This is a genomic window from Halobacteriovorax sp. DA5 (genome assembly GCF_002903145.1).
In the GTDB taxonomy this organism is placed as follows: Bacteria; Bdellovibrionota; Bacteriovoracia; order Bacteriovoracales; family Bacteriovoracaceae; genus Halobacteriovorax_A.
The window spans coordinates 1-16,062 of the sequence record NZ_PPDJ01000016.1; the positions used below are offsets into that span (position 1 = coordinate 1).

Annotated in this window: 12 protein-coding genes and 1 tRNA gene; 1 reads left to right on the plus strand and 12 read right to left on the minus strand. The window is 38.7% G+C overall.

What is annotated here, in order from left to right; genetic code table 11:
• Positions 1-75 precede the first annotated feature (75 nt).
• The 12 genes from fusA to C0Z22_RS15710 all read right to left on the minus strand — a co-directional run bounded on the left by fusA (position 76) and on the right by C0Z22_RS15710 (position 15,280).
• Positions 76-2,151, minus strand: a complete 2,076-nt coding sequence (gene fusA, locus C0Z22_RS15655; protein WP_103219303.1) for an elongation factor G — start codon at positions 2,149-2,151, stop codon at positions 76-78.
• Positions 2,152-2,314: 163 nt separating this feature from the next.
• Entirely contained in the window at positions 2,315-2,785 is a 471-nt protein-coding gene (gene rpsG / locus C0Z22_RS15660; RefSeq protein ID WP_103219304.1) for a 30S ribosomal protein S7, read from the minus strand.
• 91 nt (positions 2,786-2,876) lie between these two features.
• Positions 2,877-3,251, minus strand: coding sequence for a 30S ribosomal protein S12 (gene rpsL, locus C0Z22_RS15665; protein WP_021266546.1), 375 nt, complete (start codon positions 3,249-3,251; stop codon positions 2,877-2,879).
• Positions 3,252-3,359: 108 nt separating this feature from the next.
• Complete coding sequence (gene rpoC, locus C0Z22_RS15670; RefSeq protein WP_103219305.1) at positions 3,360-7,478, minus strand: DNA-directed RNA polymerase subunit beta'; 4,119 nt, start codon at positions 7,476-7,478, stop codon at positions 3,360-3,362.
• A gap of 46 nt (positions 7,479-7,524) precedes the next feature.
• Entirely contained in the window at positions 7,525-11,652 is a 4,128-nt protein-coding gene (rpoB, locus tag C0Z22_RS15675) for a DNA-directed RNA polymerase subunit beta (protein ID WP_103219306.1), read from the minus strand.
• A gap of 162 nt (positions 11,653-11,814) precedes the next feature.
• Positions 11,815-12,183 carry a 50S ribosomal protein L7/L12 gene (gene rplL, locus C0Z22_RS15680; RefSeq protein WP_103219307.1) on the minus strand — a complete coding sequence of 123 codons (369 nt, stop codon included), beginning with the start codon at positions 12,181-12,183 and terminating at the stop codon, positions 11,815-11,817.
• Positions 12,184-12,233: 50 nt separating this feature from the next.
• Entirely contained in the window at positions 12,234-12,764 is a 531-nt protein-coding gene (gene rplJ, locus C0Z22_RS15685; RefSeq protein WP_103219308.1) for a 50S ribosomal protein L10, read from the minus strand.
• Between the two features lie 95 nt (positions 12,765-12,859).
• A complete protein-coding gene (gene rplA, locus C0Z22_RS15690) occupies positions 12,860-13,567 on the minus strand; it encodes a 50S ribosomal protein L1 (protein WP_103219309.1) in 708 nt (235 codons plus the stop codon).
• A gap of 11 nt (positions 13,568-13,578) precedes the next feature.
• Complete coding sequence (gene rplK / locus C0Z22_RS15695) at positions 13,579-14,004, minus strand: 50S ribosomal protein L11 (protein ID WP_103219310.1); 426 nt, start codon at positions 14,002-14,004, stop codon at positions 13,579-13,581.
• A 37-nt stretch (positions 14,005-14,041) separates the two neighbouring features.
• Complete coding sequence (nusG, locus tag C0Z22_RS15700; protein ID WP_368667192.1) at positions 14,042-14,611, minus strand: transcription termination/antitermination protein NusG; 570 nt, start codon at positions 14,609-14,611, stop codon at positions 14,042-14,044.
• Between the two features lie 77 nt (positions 14,612-14,688).
• Positions 14,689-15,075 (minus strand): preprotein translocase subunit SecE, encoded by a 387-nt coding sequence (gene secE / locus C0Z22_RS15705; protein ID WP_103219312.1) that lies wholly within the window; start codon positions 15,073-15,075, stop codon positions 14,689-14,691.
• A 129-nt stretch (positions 15,076-15,204) separates the two neighbouring features.
• Positions 15,205-15,280: transfer RNA gene (locus C0Z22_RS15710), tRNA-Trp, on the minus strand.
• 151 nt (positions 15,281-15,431) lie between these two features.
• Between C0Z22_RS15710 and C0Z22_RS15715 the strand changes: the two genes are divergently transcribed.
• Positions 15,432-15,962: a M35 family metallo-endopeptidase gene (locus C0Z22_RS15715; protein ID WP_103219313.1), complete on the plus strand. Its 531-nt coding sequence runs from the start codon at positions 15,432-15,434 to the stop codon at positions 15,960-15,962.
• Positions 15,963-16,062: the final 100 nt, after the last annotated feature.

Below are 16,062 nucleotides of genomic sequence, written 5' to 3' on the forward strand. Positions count from 1 at the left end.
CTGTCAAAAGATTCTTTTGCCATCTTTTACTCCTGCGTTATTACTTAGTTTAGTAGTTAAAAAATCTAAAGTGTTTTAGATGTATATTCCTCGTTTTTCAAGTATTTCTTTGGCCATATTCATAGGAATCTCTTCATATCTATCAAAATTCATCGTGAAGCTAGCACGACCCTGAGATTTTGAACGTATATCTGTTGAGTATCCAAACATTTCCGATAGCGGAACTTCTGCATCGATAACTTCTTTATCTTGCTTTACACCCATCGAATGGATCTTTCCGCGTTTCATATTAATGTCTGAAATAATATCACCTGTGTAATCAGAAGGTGTTACGATTTCAAGACTCATTTTAGGCTCTAGTAATGAAAGGCCAGCTTTTCGGCATGCAGCTCTAAAAGCATTAGAAGCAGCAATAGCATAAGCTACTTCTGAACCTTCATCATCATTAAATTCAGCGGCAACAAGTTTCGCTTTAATATTAATAAATGGATAACCCGCAAGAGCACCACCCATCGATGTATCCTTAATACTCTTTTCAATAGCATCAATAAATTCTTGTGGTAAATCTCTTTTAGTTAATTCAGTTTCAAATAAGACACCAGCTTGCGAATCAGCTTGCTCAACTTCAATAACAGCGTTTCCAAATACCATTTTACCAGCTTGTTCGCGGTGAAATGTATCTGATTCTTTAGCTGTTGACGTGATACTTTCACGGTATGAAACTTGAGGATCACCAACACGGATACCTACTTTGAACTCTCTTTCTAAACGATCACAAATAATTTCAAGGTGAAGTTCACCCATACCAAAAATTAGAAGTTGACCTGTTTCTTTATTATGTTGAAAAGAGAATGATGGATCTTCTAGCTTAAGTTGACCTAGGGAACTCATTAGCTTCTTTTCATCATTTGCTGTTTTTGGCTCAATCGCTACTGAAATAACCGATTCTGGAAAATCCATTAGATCATAAATTATAGTACGATTTTCGGCACAAAGTGTTTCACCAGTAACAGTTTCTTTTAAACCAGAAATTGCAATGATATCTCCGGCCTTAGCTTCTTGTAATTCAGTTCTTTTGTCAGCATGCATTTGAAGAATTTTATTAACTCTCTCACGCTTACCCTTATGTGGATTATAAACCTGTGCACCAGACTTAATTGTTCCTGAATAAATTCTGAAAAATGTTAAAGATCCAACAAACGGGTCCGTTGCAATCTTGAAAGCAATTCCAGAAAATGCTTCTTCAGTATCAGGTTTTCTAATTTCTTCTTTATCGTGATTCTTACCGTTAACACCTTTGACTTCCCCACGATCAACTGGAGAAGGAAGGTATGCGCAAACCGCATCTAGTAGAGGCTGAACACCTTTGTTCTTGAAAGCTGACCCACAAAGAACAGCAACGAACTCGTGATTAATAACAGCTTCTCTAATTGCTGTAACAATTCTTTCTTCAGTAATTTCTTCACCCGAAAGATAGTCTTCAGCAAGCTGATCATCATAATCGGCTAATGTTTCAATAAGCTCTTCACGTGCTAACTGAGCATCATCTTCAAGCTCAGAAGGAATATCTTCGATTTGCACAGTTGAACCTAGGTCTTCGTCCTTAAAAAGCACGGCCTTCATTGCAACTAAATCAACAACACCTCTAAATGTATCCTCTGCACCAATTGGTAATTGAATAGCAGCCGCTGTTTTTCCAAGTTTTTCTCTGATCTCATCAAGACACATTTGAAAGTTTGCCCCAACGCGATCCATTTTATTAACAAAAGCAATTCGAGGAACCTTATACTTATCAGCTTGGCCCCATACAGTCTCAGATTGAGGCTCTACACCAGCTACAGCGTCGAATACACCAACTGCACCATCTAGAACTCTAAGAGCTCTCTCAACCTCAATTGTGAAGTCTACGTGACCTGGTGTATCGATGATATTGATATTAGTTTTGTTCCAAGTACAAGTCGTCGCAGCAGAAGTAATAGTAATCCCACGTTCCTGCTCTTGAACCATCCAGTCCATAGTAGCAGCACCATCATGAACCTCACCAATCTTGTGGCTTTTTCCCGTGTAGTAGAGAATACGTTCAGTTGTCGTCGTTTTACCCGCATCAATATGCGCCATAATTCCGATATTACGAATATTTTCTAAACTCATACAAAGTCCTTAAAAATTTAATTTTTGCAGACATATAATTAACATAAATATGGAATTTTAGATAGGAATAAAACTTTGGAGAATAAATGGTTTTAGAAATAAAAAGGCTCCCATTAGGGAGCCTTCTATTAGTTTATTATGGACTTTATTGCTTATTTTCGAACTACCACTTAAGGTGAGCAAAAGCTTTGTTAGCTTCTGCCATTTTGTAAGTGTCTTCACGCTTCTTAACAGCGCCACCTCTACCTTGAGAAGCATCGATGATTTCATCAGATAGTTTCTCAACCATAGTTCTACCACCACGTGATCTAGCATAGTCTCTCAACCATCTTAGAGCTAGTGATTGTCTTCTGTTATTTCTAACTTCAACTGGAATTTGGTAAGTTGCACCACCAATACGACGAGACTTAACCTCTACCGCTGGCTTAATGTTAGAAAGGGCTTTCTTAAATACCTTTAACGGCTCTTCACCAGTTTTTGATTCAACTCTTTGAAGTGCACCATAAAAGATTTTTTCAGCAACAGATTTTTTTCCGTCTTTCATAAGTGCGTTTACACACTTAGCAACTACAACGTCTTGAAAGATCGGATCTGGAAGTACTTCTCTCGTCTGTGCTCTATGTTTTCTACTCATATTTTTTCTCCTTCACCGGAAACAGTTAAAACTGATCGATTACTCACCTCATGCCATGTTGCAATCGGTGTCACAATTAGTTAACTAAAAATTATTTCTTTGGTCTCTTACAACCGTACTTAGATCTTCTCTGTCCTCTTTTATCAACACCTTGGCAGTCTAGTGTACCTCTAATAGTGTGATAACGAACCCCTGGAAGGTCTTTTACTCTACCACCACGAATCATAACGATCGAGTGCTCTTGTAGATTGTGTCCTTCACCACCAATGTATGAAGTAACTTCAAATCCACTTGTTAGTTTTACCCTACAAACCTTTCTCATAGCTGAGTTTGGTTTCTTAGGAGTAGTTGTATATACTCTTGTACATACACCGCGTCTTTGAGGACACGCTTTTAAGGCAGGTGACTTAGTTTTTTCAACTTTATCAGTTCTACCTTTTCTAATTAATTGGTTAATCGTAGGCATTTCCGCTCCTTAACTACAACAATATTTCCACAATAAAAATAGGCTTTTAAGCCCATAATAAACTATAGAGGGATGGTGTAACACACCACCCCTCAATTAAGCAAGTTTTTATAGCATAAGTGTAGAAGTTTCTTCTAGAGAATCATCTTCTTCAACAAATGCTTCGTAATCACGGTACTTCGAGATACCAGAACCAGCTGGAATCAGGCGACCCATAAGTACGTTCTCCTTAAGACCACGTAATAAATCTTTTTTACCTTCAAGCGATGCTTGAGTTAAGATCTTAGTTGTCTCTTGGAAAGATGCAGCTGATAAGAATGAATCAGTAGAAAGAGCTGCTTTAGTAATACCAAGTAGAACTGGTCTTGCTTGAGCTGGCTCATATCCATCAGCAACTAGTTGCTCATTTGTTTCAAGTAATTCTGCTTTAGTTACAGAGTCACCAACAACAAATGTAGAGTCACCTGGATCAGTTACTTCAACTTTCTTAAGCATTTGAGAAACGATTACCTCAATGTGCTTATCATCGATATCTACACCTTGTAGACGGTATACAGCTTGAATCTCATCAACGATGTATCCTGCAAGTTCTTTAATACCAAGTACTCTTAGGATATCGTGTGGGTTAGCTGGACCATCCATAATAGCTTCACCTGAACGGATATAGTCACCTTCGTTTACAGTTACATAGCGTCCCTTAGGAATTGTGTAAACTACTGGATCAGATCCATCTTCAGGTCTAATAAGAATTCTTCTAGAACCTCTTACTTCAGCACCAAACTCGATTGTACCAGTTACGTCAGCAATCTGAGATGCTTGAGCAGGTTTTCTAGCTTCGAAAAGCTCGGCTACTCTTGGAAGACCCCCAGTAATATCTTTTGTTTTCGTCGTTTCACGAGAAACTTTAGATACTACGCTACCAACTTCAACTTCATCACCTTCAGTTACAGTTAGAGTTGCACCAACTTGTAGACGGTAAGAAGCTTGTCTGTTTGTTCCAGGAACAATAATTGGGTTTCCATCAGCATCAAGAATCGTAATTCTTGGTTGAAGTGAAGGATCCTTAGTTTCTGTTACAGTTCTTTGAGTTAGACCTGTTACTGCATCTGTTTGCTCAGCAAGAGTTGCACCAACTACTAAGTCTTCAAACTTAACAAAACCAGCTACTTCTGTAAGAAGTGGAATCGAGAACGGGTCCCATTCAATCAGAGTATCCCCTACGTTTACTTCACTACCTTCAGAGAAGTGTAGCTTTGAACCGTAGATTGCTGGATATTTTTCTTTTTCAACACCACGAGCATCTTTAATGATAAGCTCACCAGTCTTGTTCATAACAAGAAGACCAGTTGGTGTTTCAACAGTTACAACATTGTTGTATACAACTTTACCAGATGTACGAACAGTTGTTTTATTTACTTGTGCACCAGCTGTTGCTGTACCACCAACGTGGAATGTACGCATTGTAAGCTGTGTACCAGGTTCACCAATTGACTGAGCAGCGATAACACCAACAGCTTCACCAACTGAAACCATTGTACCTCTTGCAAGGTCGCGTCCGAAACAAGCCGCACAGAAACCGTGTCTTTCGTTACAAGTAAGAACAGATCTAACCTTGATTTGGTCAACTTCTTTCTCTTCTAGTAACACAAGGTCTTTTTCTGTAAGTAGGTGACCTGTTTGAAGAACCTCATTACCTTCTGCAGAGATAACTGGAGCTGCTGTTACACGGCCCATTGCTCTAGAAGCAACGTGCTCTACAACTTCACCAGACTCAATACGAGAAGTTAGTGTAATACCATCAGTTGTTCCACAATCTTCAGCTCTAATGATACCGTCTTGAGCAACGTCTACTAGACGTCTCGTTAGGTAACCAGAGTTTGCAGTCTTCAGGGCAGTATCGGCTAGACCTTTACGAGCACCGTGTGTAGACGTGAAGTATTGTAGTGCCGATAGACCTTCACGGAAGTTTGAAGTAATTGGCGTTTCAATAATCTCACCAGATGGCTTGGCCATTAGACCCCTCATCGCAGCAAGCTGTCTCATCTGCTGTGCAGAACCCCTTGCTCCTGAGTTTGCCATCATATAAAGAGCGTTGAATGAAGGAGCGTAAATTGGCTCTTCACCTTCTTTATCTGAAGTAAATTCATCAGTAGAAATTTTCTCAAGCATAACCTTAACAAGTTTCTCTGTAGTTTGTGACCAAACGTCAACAACCTTGTTATATCTCTCACCATTAGTGATCGAACCTTCGTTATACTCTTCTGTAATTCCGTGAACTTCATCATGAGCTTCTTTAAGAATTCCTTCTTTTTCAGAAGGGATTTCCATATCAACAACGTTAATAGAAATACCAGCTTTTGTAGCATTGCTATAACCAAGTTGCATAAGACCATCAGCAAGTAGAACAGTATCTTTTTCAGATCCTCTTCTGTAAGCAAGGTCAAGAAGCTTAACTAGTTCTTTCTTACCAAGAATGATGTTTACGTCTTCGAAGTTTAGACATGAAGGAACGATATCGAATACGAATGTACGTCCTACAGTAGTCTCATGTACTTCACCACCAATACGTACTTTAATTGGTGCTTGTAGGTGTAGGTTACCTGAGTGGTAAGCAAACTGAGCTTCTTCTTTAGAAGAGAAAGTTTTCCCGTATCCACGAGCATATGGTCTAACACGAGTCATGTAGTAAAGACCAAGTACGATATCCTGAGATGGAGTAATAATTGGTGAACCATCTTTTGGAGAAAGAATATTATTTGTCGACATTGCAAGAACACGACACTCAATTTGAGCTTCAAGTGATAGAGGAACGTGAACGGCCATCTGGTCACCGTCGAAGTCGGCGTTGAATGCAGTACAAACAAGAGGGTGAAGACGGATAGCCTTACCTTCAATAAGTACAGGTTCGAAACCTTGGATACCAAGTCTGTGAAGAGTTGGTGCACGGTTAAGAAGTACTGGGTGCTCTTGTACAACTTCTTCAAGGATATTCCATACTTCTTCTTTTTGTTGCTCAACCATACGCTTAGCAACTTTAATAGTAGTACAGTGTCCTTTTTCAATTAGCTTGTTGTAGATAAACGGCTTGAAAAGTTCAAGTGCCATAAGCTTAGGAAGACCACACTGGTGAAGTCTTAAGCTTGGACCAACAACGATTACAGAACGTCCTGAGTAGTCAACACGCTTACCAAGTAGGTTTTGACGGAAACGTCCTTGCTTACCTTTTAACATATCAGAAAGTGATCTTAGTGGACGCTTGTTAGCACCAGTAAATACTTTACCACGACGACCATTATCAAATAGAGCATCAACTGCTTCTTGAAGCATTCTCTTTTCGTTTCTGATGATGATTTCAGGAGCATTAAGTTCTTTAAGTCTTCTAAGACGGTTGTTTCTGTTAATAACACGTCTGTATAGATCGTTAAGATCTGAAGTTGCAAAACGTCCTGCTTCAAGTGGAACAAGAGGTCTTAAGTCTGGTGGAAGGATAGGAATAACATCCATCATGAACCACTCAGGCTTGTTTTCAGACTTCATAAGAGATTCAACAACTCTTAATCTTTTAACAAACTTAGTTCTTGCCATCTCTGTAGTTGCGTTAGCAAGACCACGTCTTAGGTTTTTATTTTCAAGATCGATATCAAGCTTAGAAAGTAGCTCTTGAACGATTTCTCCACCCATACCAGCTTCGAAATCAATACCTTGATCTTTAAGTTCATAATATTGTTGCTCAGAAATTACGCGACCTACATCTAGACCACCTTCAACACCATCAGTTGCTGAAGCAGTTACGATATATGCTTCATAATATAGAACTTTTTCAAGTTCTTTAAGAGAAAGGTTAAGAAGAGCTGCCATTCTTGATGGAAGTGAACGTAGGAACCAAATGTGAGCAACTGGAGTTGCTAGTTCAATGTGTCCACATCTTTCACGACGTACTTTTGAAAGTGTAACTTCAACACCACACTTCTCACATACAACACCTCTGTGCTTCATTCTCTTGTACTTACCACAGATACATTCGTAATCTTTTACTGGTCCGAAAATCTTTGCACAGAATAAACCGTCTCTTTCTGGCTTATAAGTTCTATAGTTAATAGTTTCTGGTTTTTTTACTTCACCAAATGACCACTCTCTGATTGTATCAGGAGAAGCAAGCTTGATAGATACACCTTCAACGCTTACTGGATCTTTTGGCTTATCAAAAAAGTTTAAAAGGTCTTTCATTTTTTTATGCCCTCTTAATATACGGCAGGACTAAGCCTGCCATAAATTAACGAATAGATTCTTCAATTCTGTCTTCTTCAAGTTTAACGTCTAGACAAAGTGCTTGAAGCTCTCTGATTAGAACGTTGAACGATTCAGGAAGACCTGGTTCTAGTACTTGCTCACCTTTAACGATTGACTCATACATTCTTGTTCTACCGATAACGTCATCTGACTTAACAGTTAAGAACTCTTGAAGAGTATAAGCTGCACCGTATGCTTCAAGTGCCCAAACTTCCATTTCCCCAAGTCTCTGACCACCGAACTGAGCCTTACCACCAAGTGGCTGCTGAGTTACAAGTGAGTAAGGACCTGTAGAACGTGCGTGAAGTTTTTCGTCTACAAGGTGGTGTAGCTTAAGCATGTACATAACACCAACAGTAACGTCCTCTGCGAAAGCATCACCAGTCTTACCATCAAATAGAGTTGTTTTACCATTTGACTCAAGATCAGCTAACTCAAGCATTTCTCTGATATCTGCTTCTGAAGCACCATCAAATACTTTAGTAGAGAAACGAACACCGCTTGTAAGTTTCTTAGCAAGGGCCATAACAACATCATCTGCTGCAGACTTTAACCAAGCTTCAACTTCTGGCGTCTTATAAATTTTGTAAATGAAATCCTTAATCTCGTGAACTTTCATTTGCTCTTCAAGCATAACCTTGATTTTTTCACCAAGACCACGTCCGGCCCATCCAAGGTGAAGCTCAAGAAGCTGTCCGATGTTCATACGAGAAGGTACCCCTAGTGGGTTAAGTACGATTTCAACAGGTGTACCATCAGCAAGATAAGGCATATCTTCACGTGGAACAACGTTAGAAATAACACCTTTGTTACCGTGACGACCAGCCATCTTATCACCTGGCTGAAGCTTACGCTTAATCGCAACGTATACAGTAATCTTTTTGATTACACCTGGAGGAAGTTCATCACCTCTATGAAGTTTTGCAATCTCATCAGTTGTCTTAGCTCTAACTCTGTTGATCTTGTTTCTAACATCTGCGAAATACTCAGATAGTTTTTCTTCAAGCTCAGCTTGTAGTGGTAAGTAACCAATTAGCTCAAATGGAATTGATGCAAGAATTTCACCTGTAATCTCTGTTCCTTTAGAAAGTAGTTCAGCTGAACCATCTTCAGAAACAAGTACATCAGTAACTTTTGCACCTTTAAGCATATCTGCAATCTTAAGAATTGCTGAAGTTTGGATTGCCTTAATCTCAATTCTTTCATCTCTTCTTAGAAGAGTTGTCTCTTGCTCGATAATATCCTTAGATCTTGAACAAAGCTCAACACCTTCACGAGTATAAACTCTAGCATCAATTACTGTACCGTAAACAGATGAAGGAACTCTTAGTGAAGTATCTTTTACGTCACCAGCTTTATCACCGAAGATAGCTTTAAGAAGTTTTTCTTCTGGAGAAAGTTGAGTTTCACCTTTTGGTGTAATTTTACCAACTAGGATGTCTCCTGGCTTAATGATAGCACCAACTCTAACGATACCAGCTTCATCAAGATCTTTTAAAGACTCTTCTGAAACGTTTGGAATATCGCGAGTGATTTCTTCTTTACCAAGTTTAGTATCACGAGCTTCAACTTCGAATGCTTCGATGTGAATTGAAGTAAACACGTCTTTTGCAAGAAGGTCTTCAGAAATCAGGATCGAGTCTTCGTAGTTATAACCACCCCATGGCATGAATGCTACAAGTGGGTTTTGCCCTAGTGCTAGGTCACCGTTATCAGTACCAGGTCCGTCAGCAAGAACGTCACCTTTCTTAACGATATCACCTTCTTTTACAAGAGCTTTTTGGTTATTACATGTGTTCTGGTTAGTTCTTTGATATTTTACTAGTTTGTAAATATCTACACCAGACTCACCGTCTTTGAAGCTATCTCTTTGAATAACAATTCTGTTTGAATCAACAAAGATAACTCTTCCGTTGTCGTTTGCTACAAGAACTGCACCAGAATCTCTAGCTACAATTCTTTCAGTACCAGTACCAACGATAGGAGCTTCAGTTTTAACAACAGGCACGGCCTGTCTCATCATGTTCGATCCCATTAGGGCACGGTTGGCATCATCGTGCTCAAGGAAAGGAATTAGTGATGTTGCAACTGAGATCATCTGAGTTGGAGAAACGTCCATCAGGTTAACTTCTGATGCATCAACAAGTGTGAATTCACCAGAAGCACGTGCTGCAACTTGAGCACCAACTAGCTGACCTTCTTTAATGTTATTAGCATCGATCTGAGCGATAACTTTACCTTCCTCTTGGAAAGCAGTGAAATACTCTACATCACCAATCTTTTGATCTTCACCAATAGTTAGGTATGGAGTTTCAATGAAACCGTATTCAGATACTTTTGCAAATGTTGCAAGAGAAGTAATAAGACCAATGTTTGGTCCTTCAGGAGTCTCAACCGGACACATTCTTCCGTAGTGAGTTACGTGAACGTCACGAACTTCGAAAGATGCTCTTTCTCTCGTTAGACCACCTGGCCCAAGAGCTGAAAGACGACGCTTGTGAGTTACTTCTGAAAGTGGGTTCGTTTGATCCATAAACTGTGAAAGTTGTGATGAACCAAAGAATTCCTTAACGGCAGCAGCAACTGGCTTTTGGTTAACAAGATCGTATGGCATCATTGTATCAATTTCTTGAATTGCCATTCTTTCTTTAACCGCTCTTTCCATACGAACTAGACCAACTCTAAATTGGTTTTCAAGTAGTTCACCTACAGGTCTAACACGTCTGTTACCTAAGTGGTCGATATCATCAACACGTCCCTTACCGTTGTTAAGTTCAACAAGGTACTGGATAGTTGTAATAATATCTTCTTTAGTTAAAACAGTGTTCTCAACAGGAACATCAGTCTTAAACTTATAATTGATTTTCATACGACCAACACGAGATAGGTCATATCTTTCTTCATCAAAGAAAAGTCCTTGGAAAAGAACTTCAGCAGCTTCAACCGCTGGAGGTTCACCTGGTCTTAATCTTTCGAAGATTTTTAGAAGTGCATCTTCTTTAGCATCTGTTTTATCTAGAAGAAGAGTGTTTCTGATCTGATCACCAAAGTTGATCATATCAATGTAAAGACATTCTACTTCAGATACACCAGCAGCAATTAGTTCCTGAATCTTTGCTTCAGAAAGCGCTTCGTTAGCAAGACAGATTACTTCACCAGTAGTTTCATTGAAGATATCTTTAGCTGCAACTTTACCTACAACTTCTTCAAGCTGAGCAGGAATTTCAGTTACACCAGCATCCGCTAATCTCTTAATAGATGCTTTAGAGAATTTCTTCCCTTTTCTAACAATTGCTTTACCAGTTTTTGGATCAAGAACATCATTTGTTGCACGAGTTCCAGTCATTAGAGATAGGTCTAATGATCTTACAAACTCACCATTCTTAGCAAACTTGATTGTTTCAATATTGTAGAACATATCAAGGATTTCTTCAGTACTGAAACCAAGCGCTTTAAGAACTACAGTTGCATGTAATTTTCTTTTTCTATCAATTCTAGCAAATAGAATATTCTTATGATCGAATTCGAAGTCTAGCCAAGAACCTCTGTGAGGAATAATTCTTGCAGAGTAAAGAAGCTTACCACTTGAGTGCTTCTTCCCACCGTCGTGTTCAAAAACGATACCAGGAGATCTGTGAAGCTGAGAAACAATAACTCTCTCAGTTCCGTTATATACAAAAGAACCAGTCTCTGCCATCAGAGGAATGTTTCCTAAGTAAACTTCCTGTTCTTTAATTGAAGAAACAGTTCTTTGTTCATTACCATCTTTGTCAACAGCTACATCATAGAATACTAGACGAACAACTACCTTAAGTGGCGCTTCATATGAAAGGCCTCTTTGACGACACTCTTTTACAGTGTACTTAGGTTGTTCTAGTGAGTAGCTTACGAACTCTAACGATACAGTTTTGTTAAAGTCGTGGATTGGAAATACAGAGTTGAATACAGCCTGTAATCCCATTTCTTCTCTTTGAGAAGGAGGTACGTCCTTTTGAAGGAAATCATCATAGGACTTCTTTTGTAGAAGCATGAGTGGAGGCGTCTCTAACACAGATGGTGTTGAGGCAAAGTTCTTACGAAACCACTCGTTTGGTCTAAAAACCTCAGTCATTATGGTTCTCCCGGGTTTTAATTGTTTTAACGTGCACGTATATTTTTTAGTTACTTAATAACTTTTTTTTTCGGTTTTTACAAACGCAAAAAAGGTGTGAAGATCGCTAAATCTCCACACCTGTATTTTTTAATTTTTTATGCAATGAGCAAGGGGCTTAAATTACTTAAGCTCAACCTTTGCACCAGCAGCTTCAAGTTTTTTCTTGATTTCTTCTGCTTCTTCTTTAGATACTGCTTCTTTAACAGTCTTTGGAGCACCTTCAACCATTTCTTTTGCTTCCTTAAGACCTAGACCAGTGATTCCTCTAACTTCTTTAATAACGTTGATTTTCTTAGCACCTGCGTCAGCAAGAACAACGTCAAATTCAGTTTTTTCTTCAGCAGCAGCACCACCAGCAGCAGCACCAGCAACAGCTACAGGAGCAGCTGATACACCAAATTTTTCTTCAAGTTCTTTAACTAGCTCAGCTACTTCAAGAACAGTCATGTTTGAGATTTTTTCAATTAATTGATCATTTGTAATAGACATATATAACTCCTAAAAATTTAAAATAACTTTAACTCTAACTTTGTTAATTACTATTCTGCAGATTCTTCAGCTGCAACTGGCGCAGCTTCAACGCCTGCTTCTTTTTGCTCTTTAATTGCATTAAGAACTCTAGCAAATGCTGAGATCGGTGCATTAAATGTCGCAAGAAGAGTACCAAGCATCTCATCACGAGATGGTAGGTCTGCAATTGCATTTACTTCTGCTGGTGTTAGTGCTTTACCATCAAGTAAACCACCTCTAAGTTCTACTAGTTCAAACGCTTTTCCACATTCTTTTAATGCCTTAGCAACAGCTGGTGCTTCTTCAAATGCGAAAGCAACAGCTTGCGTACCTTTAAGACCAGAAAGTAATCCTTCTGCATCTGTTCCGGCCGCTGCCTTAGAAAAAAGTGTGTTACGAGTAACAACTAGCGATCCACCCGCTTCACGGATAGATTTTCTTAGAGCTGTGGCGTCATTAGATGGTAGTCCAATAACGTTTGTTAGAAAGATAGCGTTGGCATCAGTGATCTTCTTTTTTAGACCATCGATGATAACGTCTTTCTCTGCTCTAGTTAACATCGTTTACCTCCTAAACTACTGGAGGGAGATTTCATGCAGGCTTTATGTAGCTTCAAACCTAATCAGCAGCTACACCGACAATCATCAACCCCTTATTATTTTGCTGCGATAGTTGCAGCTTCTAAAGTATCAATTTTAAGACCTGGCCCCATAGTCGTACTTAAAGTAAGTGACTTAAGGTAAGTACCTTTTGCAGAAACAGGCTTAGCTTTAATAATTGCTGTAATCATTGTGTCAATGTTCTTTCTTAAATCTTCATTTGTGAAAGACGACTTACCGATTGGAACGTGAATAATACCGTTCTTCTCAGTTCTATATTCAACCTTACCAGCTTTTTGCTCTTTAACTGCGTTTTCAACATTAGGAGTAACTGTTCCTAATTTTGGGTTAGGCATTAGACCTCTAGGTCCTAGGATTCTAGCAACACGTCCAAGTTTACCCATCATATCTGGAGATGCAATAACTCTATCAAAGTCAAGCCATCCACCTGCGATCTTAGCAACGATATCGTCACCACCAACGTAATCTGCACCAGCTGCTTCAGCTTTAGCTACGTTGTCACCAGATGTAATAACACAAATCTTTACTGTTTTACCTGTACCAGCTGGAAGTGCTAGTGCACCTCTGATCATTTGGTCTGCGTGTCTTGGGTCAACACCAAGTCTGAACGCTAGATCTACAGTTTCATCAAAGTTTGCGAACTTAACTTCTTTAGCAAGGTTAATTGCTTCATCGATAGTGTAAGTCTTAGTTGTATCTACTTTTGCAAGTGCTTCTGTATATTTTTTCGATTTCTTAGCCATTGTAACACCTCTTAGTAATCTAGTTTGATACCAGCTGAACGACATGAACCTTCGATGATTCTTTCCGCTGCTTCTTGAGTAGCTGCTGTTAAGTCTGGTCTTTTCGCTTCAACAATTTCTTCAATAATTTTCTTAGATACTGTTGTTACAACTTCTGTTCCTGGCTTCTGTGCCCCTCTCTTAAGCTTTAGCTTATCTTTAAGAAGGTATGAAGCTGGAGGTGTCTTAGTAATGAAAGAAAAAGAACGATCTGAGTATACTGTAATGATTGTTGGAAGCATTACACCTGCATCTTTCTGAGTCTTTGCATTGAAAGCCTTACAAAATTCCATAATGTTTACACCTTTTTGACCTAGTGCCGGTCCAACTGGTGGTGATGGGTTTGCTTTCCCACCTGGAATTTGTAGCTTAATGAAACCTGTGATTTTCTTAGCCATAAATTTCTCCTGCGAACTTTTGTTCTACCAACTATTATTAATTTTTTTCAACCTGAGAAGCATCTAATTCTACCGGTGTTGGTCGACCAAAGATAGAAACGTTTACTTTCAGTTTTCCATTTTCATTTACAGATTCAATCGTACCGATGAATGAAGCGAAAGGTCCTTCAATAACCTTAACCTCTTCTCCTTCAGAGAAGTCCACAGTAGTACGTGACTTTTTGAAGCCACCAGTAGATTTACCTGTCATATATGCAGCCTCTTCATCTGATAAAGGCGCTGGTTTGTCAACAGTACCGCCAACAAAACCTGTAATTTTATCTGTATCTTTTACTAGGTGCCAAGTGTTCTCATTCATAAGCATTTGAATTAAGACGTAACCTGGGAAAAGCTTCTTCGTGATAGTTCTTTTTCTTCCACCCGCATGAGAAGTAACTTTTTCTTCAGGAACTACAATTTCACCAAATGAATCAGTTAGCTTATAGTTAACAATTCTTTCACGAAGAGTTTTTTGAACTTTGTTTTCTTGACCAGTAAGAGTCTTTGCAATGTACCAACGAAAATTAGGATTAACTGTAGCTTCACCTTCAGATGATTCTACGGCCATTTCTTCGTTAGTTAGTTCTTTTTCTGTTTCGTTGTTATCAACCATTTCTATCTCACTTAATCAATTAAAGGTATAAATTAAAGAATAATGTCTAGTAGCTGTCTAAATGTATAGTCTACTAATACAAAAATTCCACTTACAATGCTTAGTGCGATTACTAAACCAATTGTTGTCTTTAAAACGTCATCTTTGTTAGGCCAAACAACTTTTACAAGTTCAGCATAAACATCCTCAAGCATAGTAGAAGCATTCTTGTTTTTAGCAATTACTAGGAAGACAATCAGACCTACAACAATTCCAGCAACTTGTACCGTAATAGGAAAGTTTGGAACCTTTGCTTCAAGATCGAACCACTCACTTAATTGTTCGAGGAATCTAATAGTAATAAAACCACAAATCGCACTTACGGCAGCAACAAATGCATTAATCCATTTTTTGCTGTCTTCACTCTTAATGAGGGACATCTCAAATCCTTTTTTACCTAAATTAAACGTATAAGTACCAGATTATATCCCTTAATTAACATGGTTTGGCAAGAGCTAACGCAAAAATAGGATAAATTTGCAGTCAAAATAAATAATATTTGGAAAAAGTGGCGGGCGCATGAGGACTCGAACCTCAAACCTACTGATTTGGAATCAGCCGCTCTACCATTGGAGCTATACACCCGTTTGACTTGGAAACATAAATTACCGAAAAAGGCCTACCTCGTCAATCTCTTATTACTATAAATATTTCCATAATCTTGAATACGGTTCAATCTGAGGGTAGTGTAGCGAATCGCCAACGCGACATTTATTTATTTTGGAGAGAAAACAACATGAAGTATTTAGTACTATTAATGCTTACACTAAACATCAATGCGGCCATCTTTGTATCAGATTCATGTTCTGAAGATCAGAGAGACATGCTTATCAAAGATACTCAGAAATCTCGTGCAGACATGAAAAGCATCATTAAGGATCTTAGAGAGTACAAAAAACAGAACCCGTACATGAGCAAGAATGTTGAAAAGAAAATCAACAAGGCCATCGTAGTAATGAAATGTTCACTGGCAAGAACTTACTGGACTAAACATAAATGTGTTGAGCCATATGGTGGCGCAATCGCTTATACATATGCCGTTATCGGCAAAACTGTATATATCACACCAAGCTACTGGGAATATGATATTGAAGGCCGTCAAGGGATTGTACTTCACGAACTAACTCACAAGTGTGGAACTGGAGATGCTGATTACTTTTGGACACGTAAACCAAAAGATACTAATGGTACACCTTGGTCTGATATTGCTGATACATATAGATATTGGCAACAAAATGGAACTTGTATTCCAGAGATCGATTGTTAAAAAACTAAAATTTAAGCATAAAAAAAGGGGAGCATAGCTCCCCTTCCTTATATCTTGAATATATCAAATATTAGTCAAGAATTTCAGATACTGTACCAGC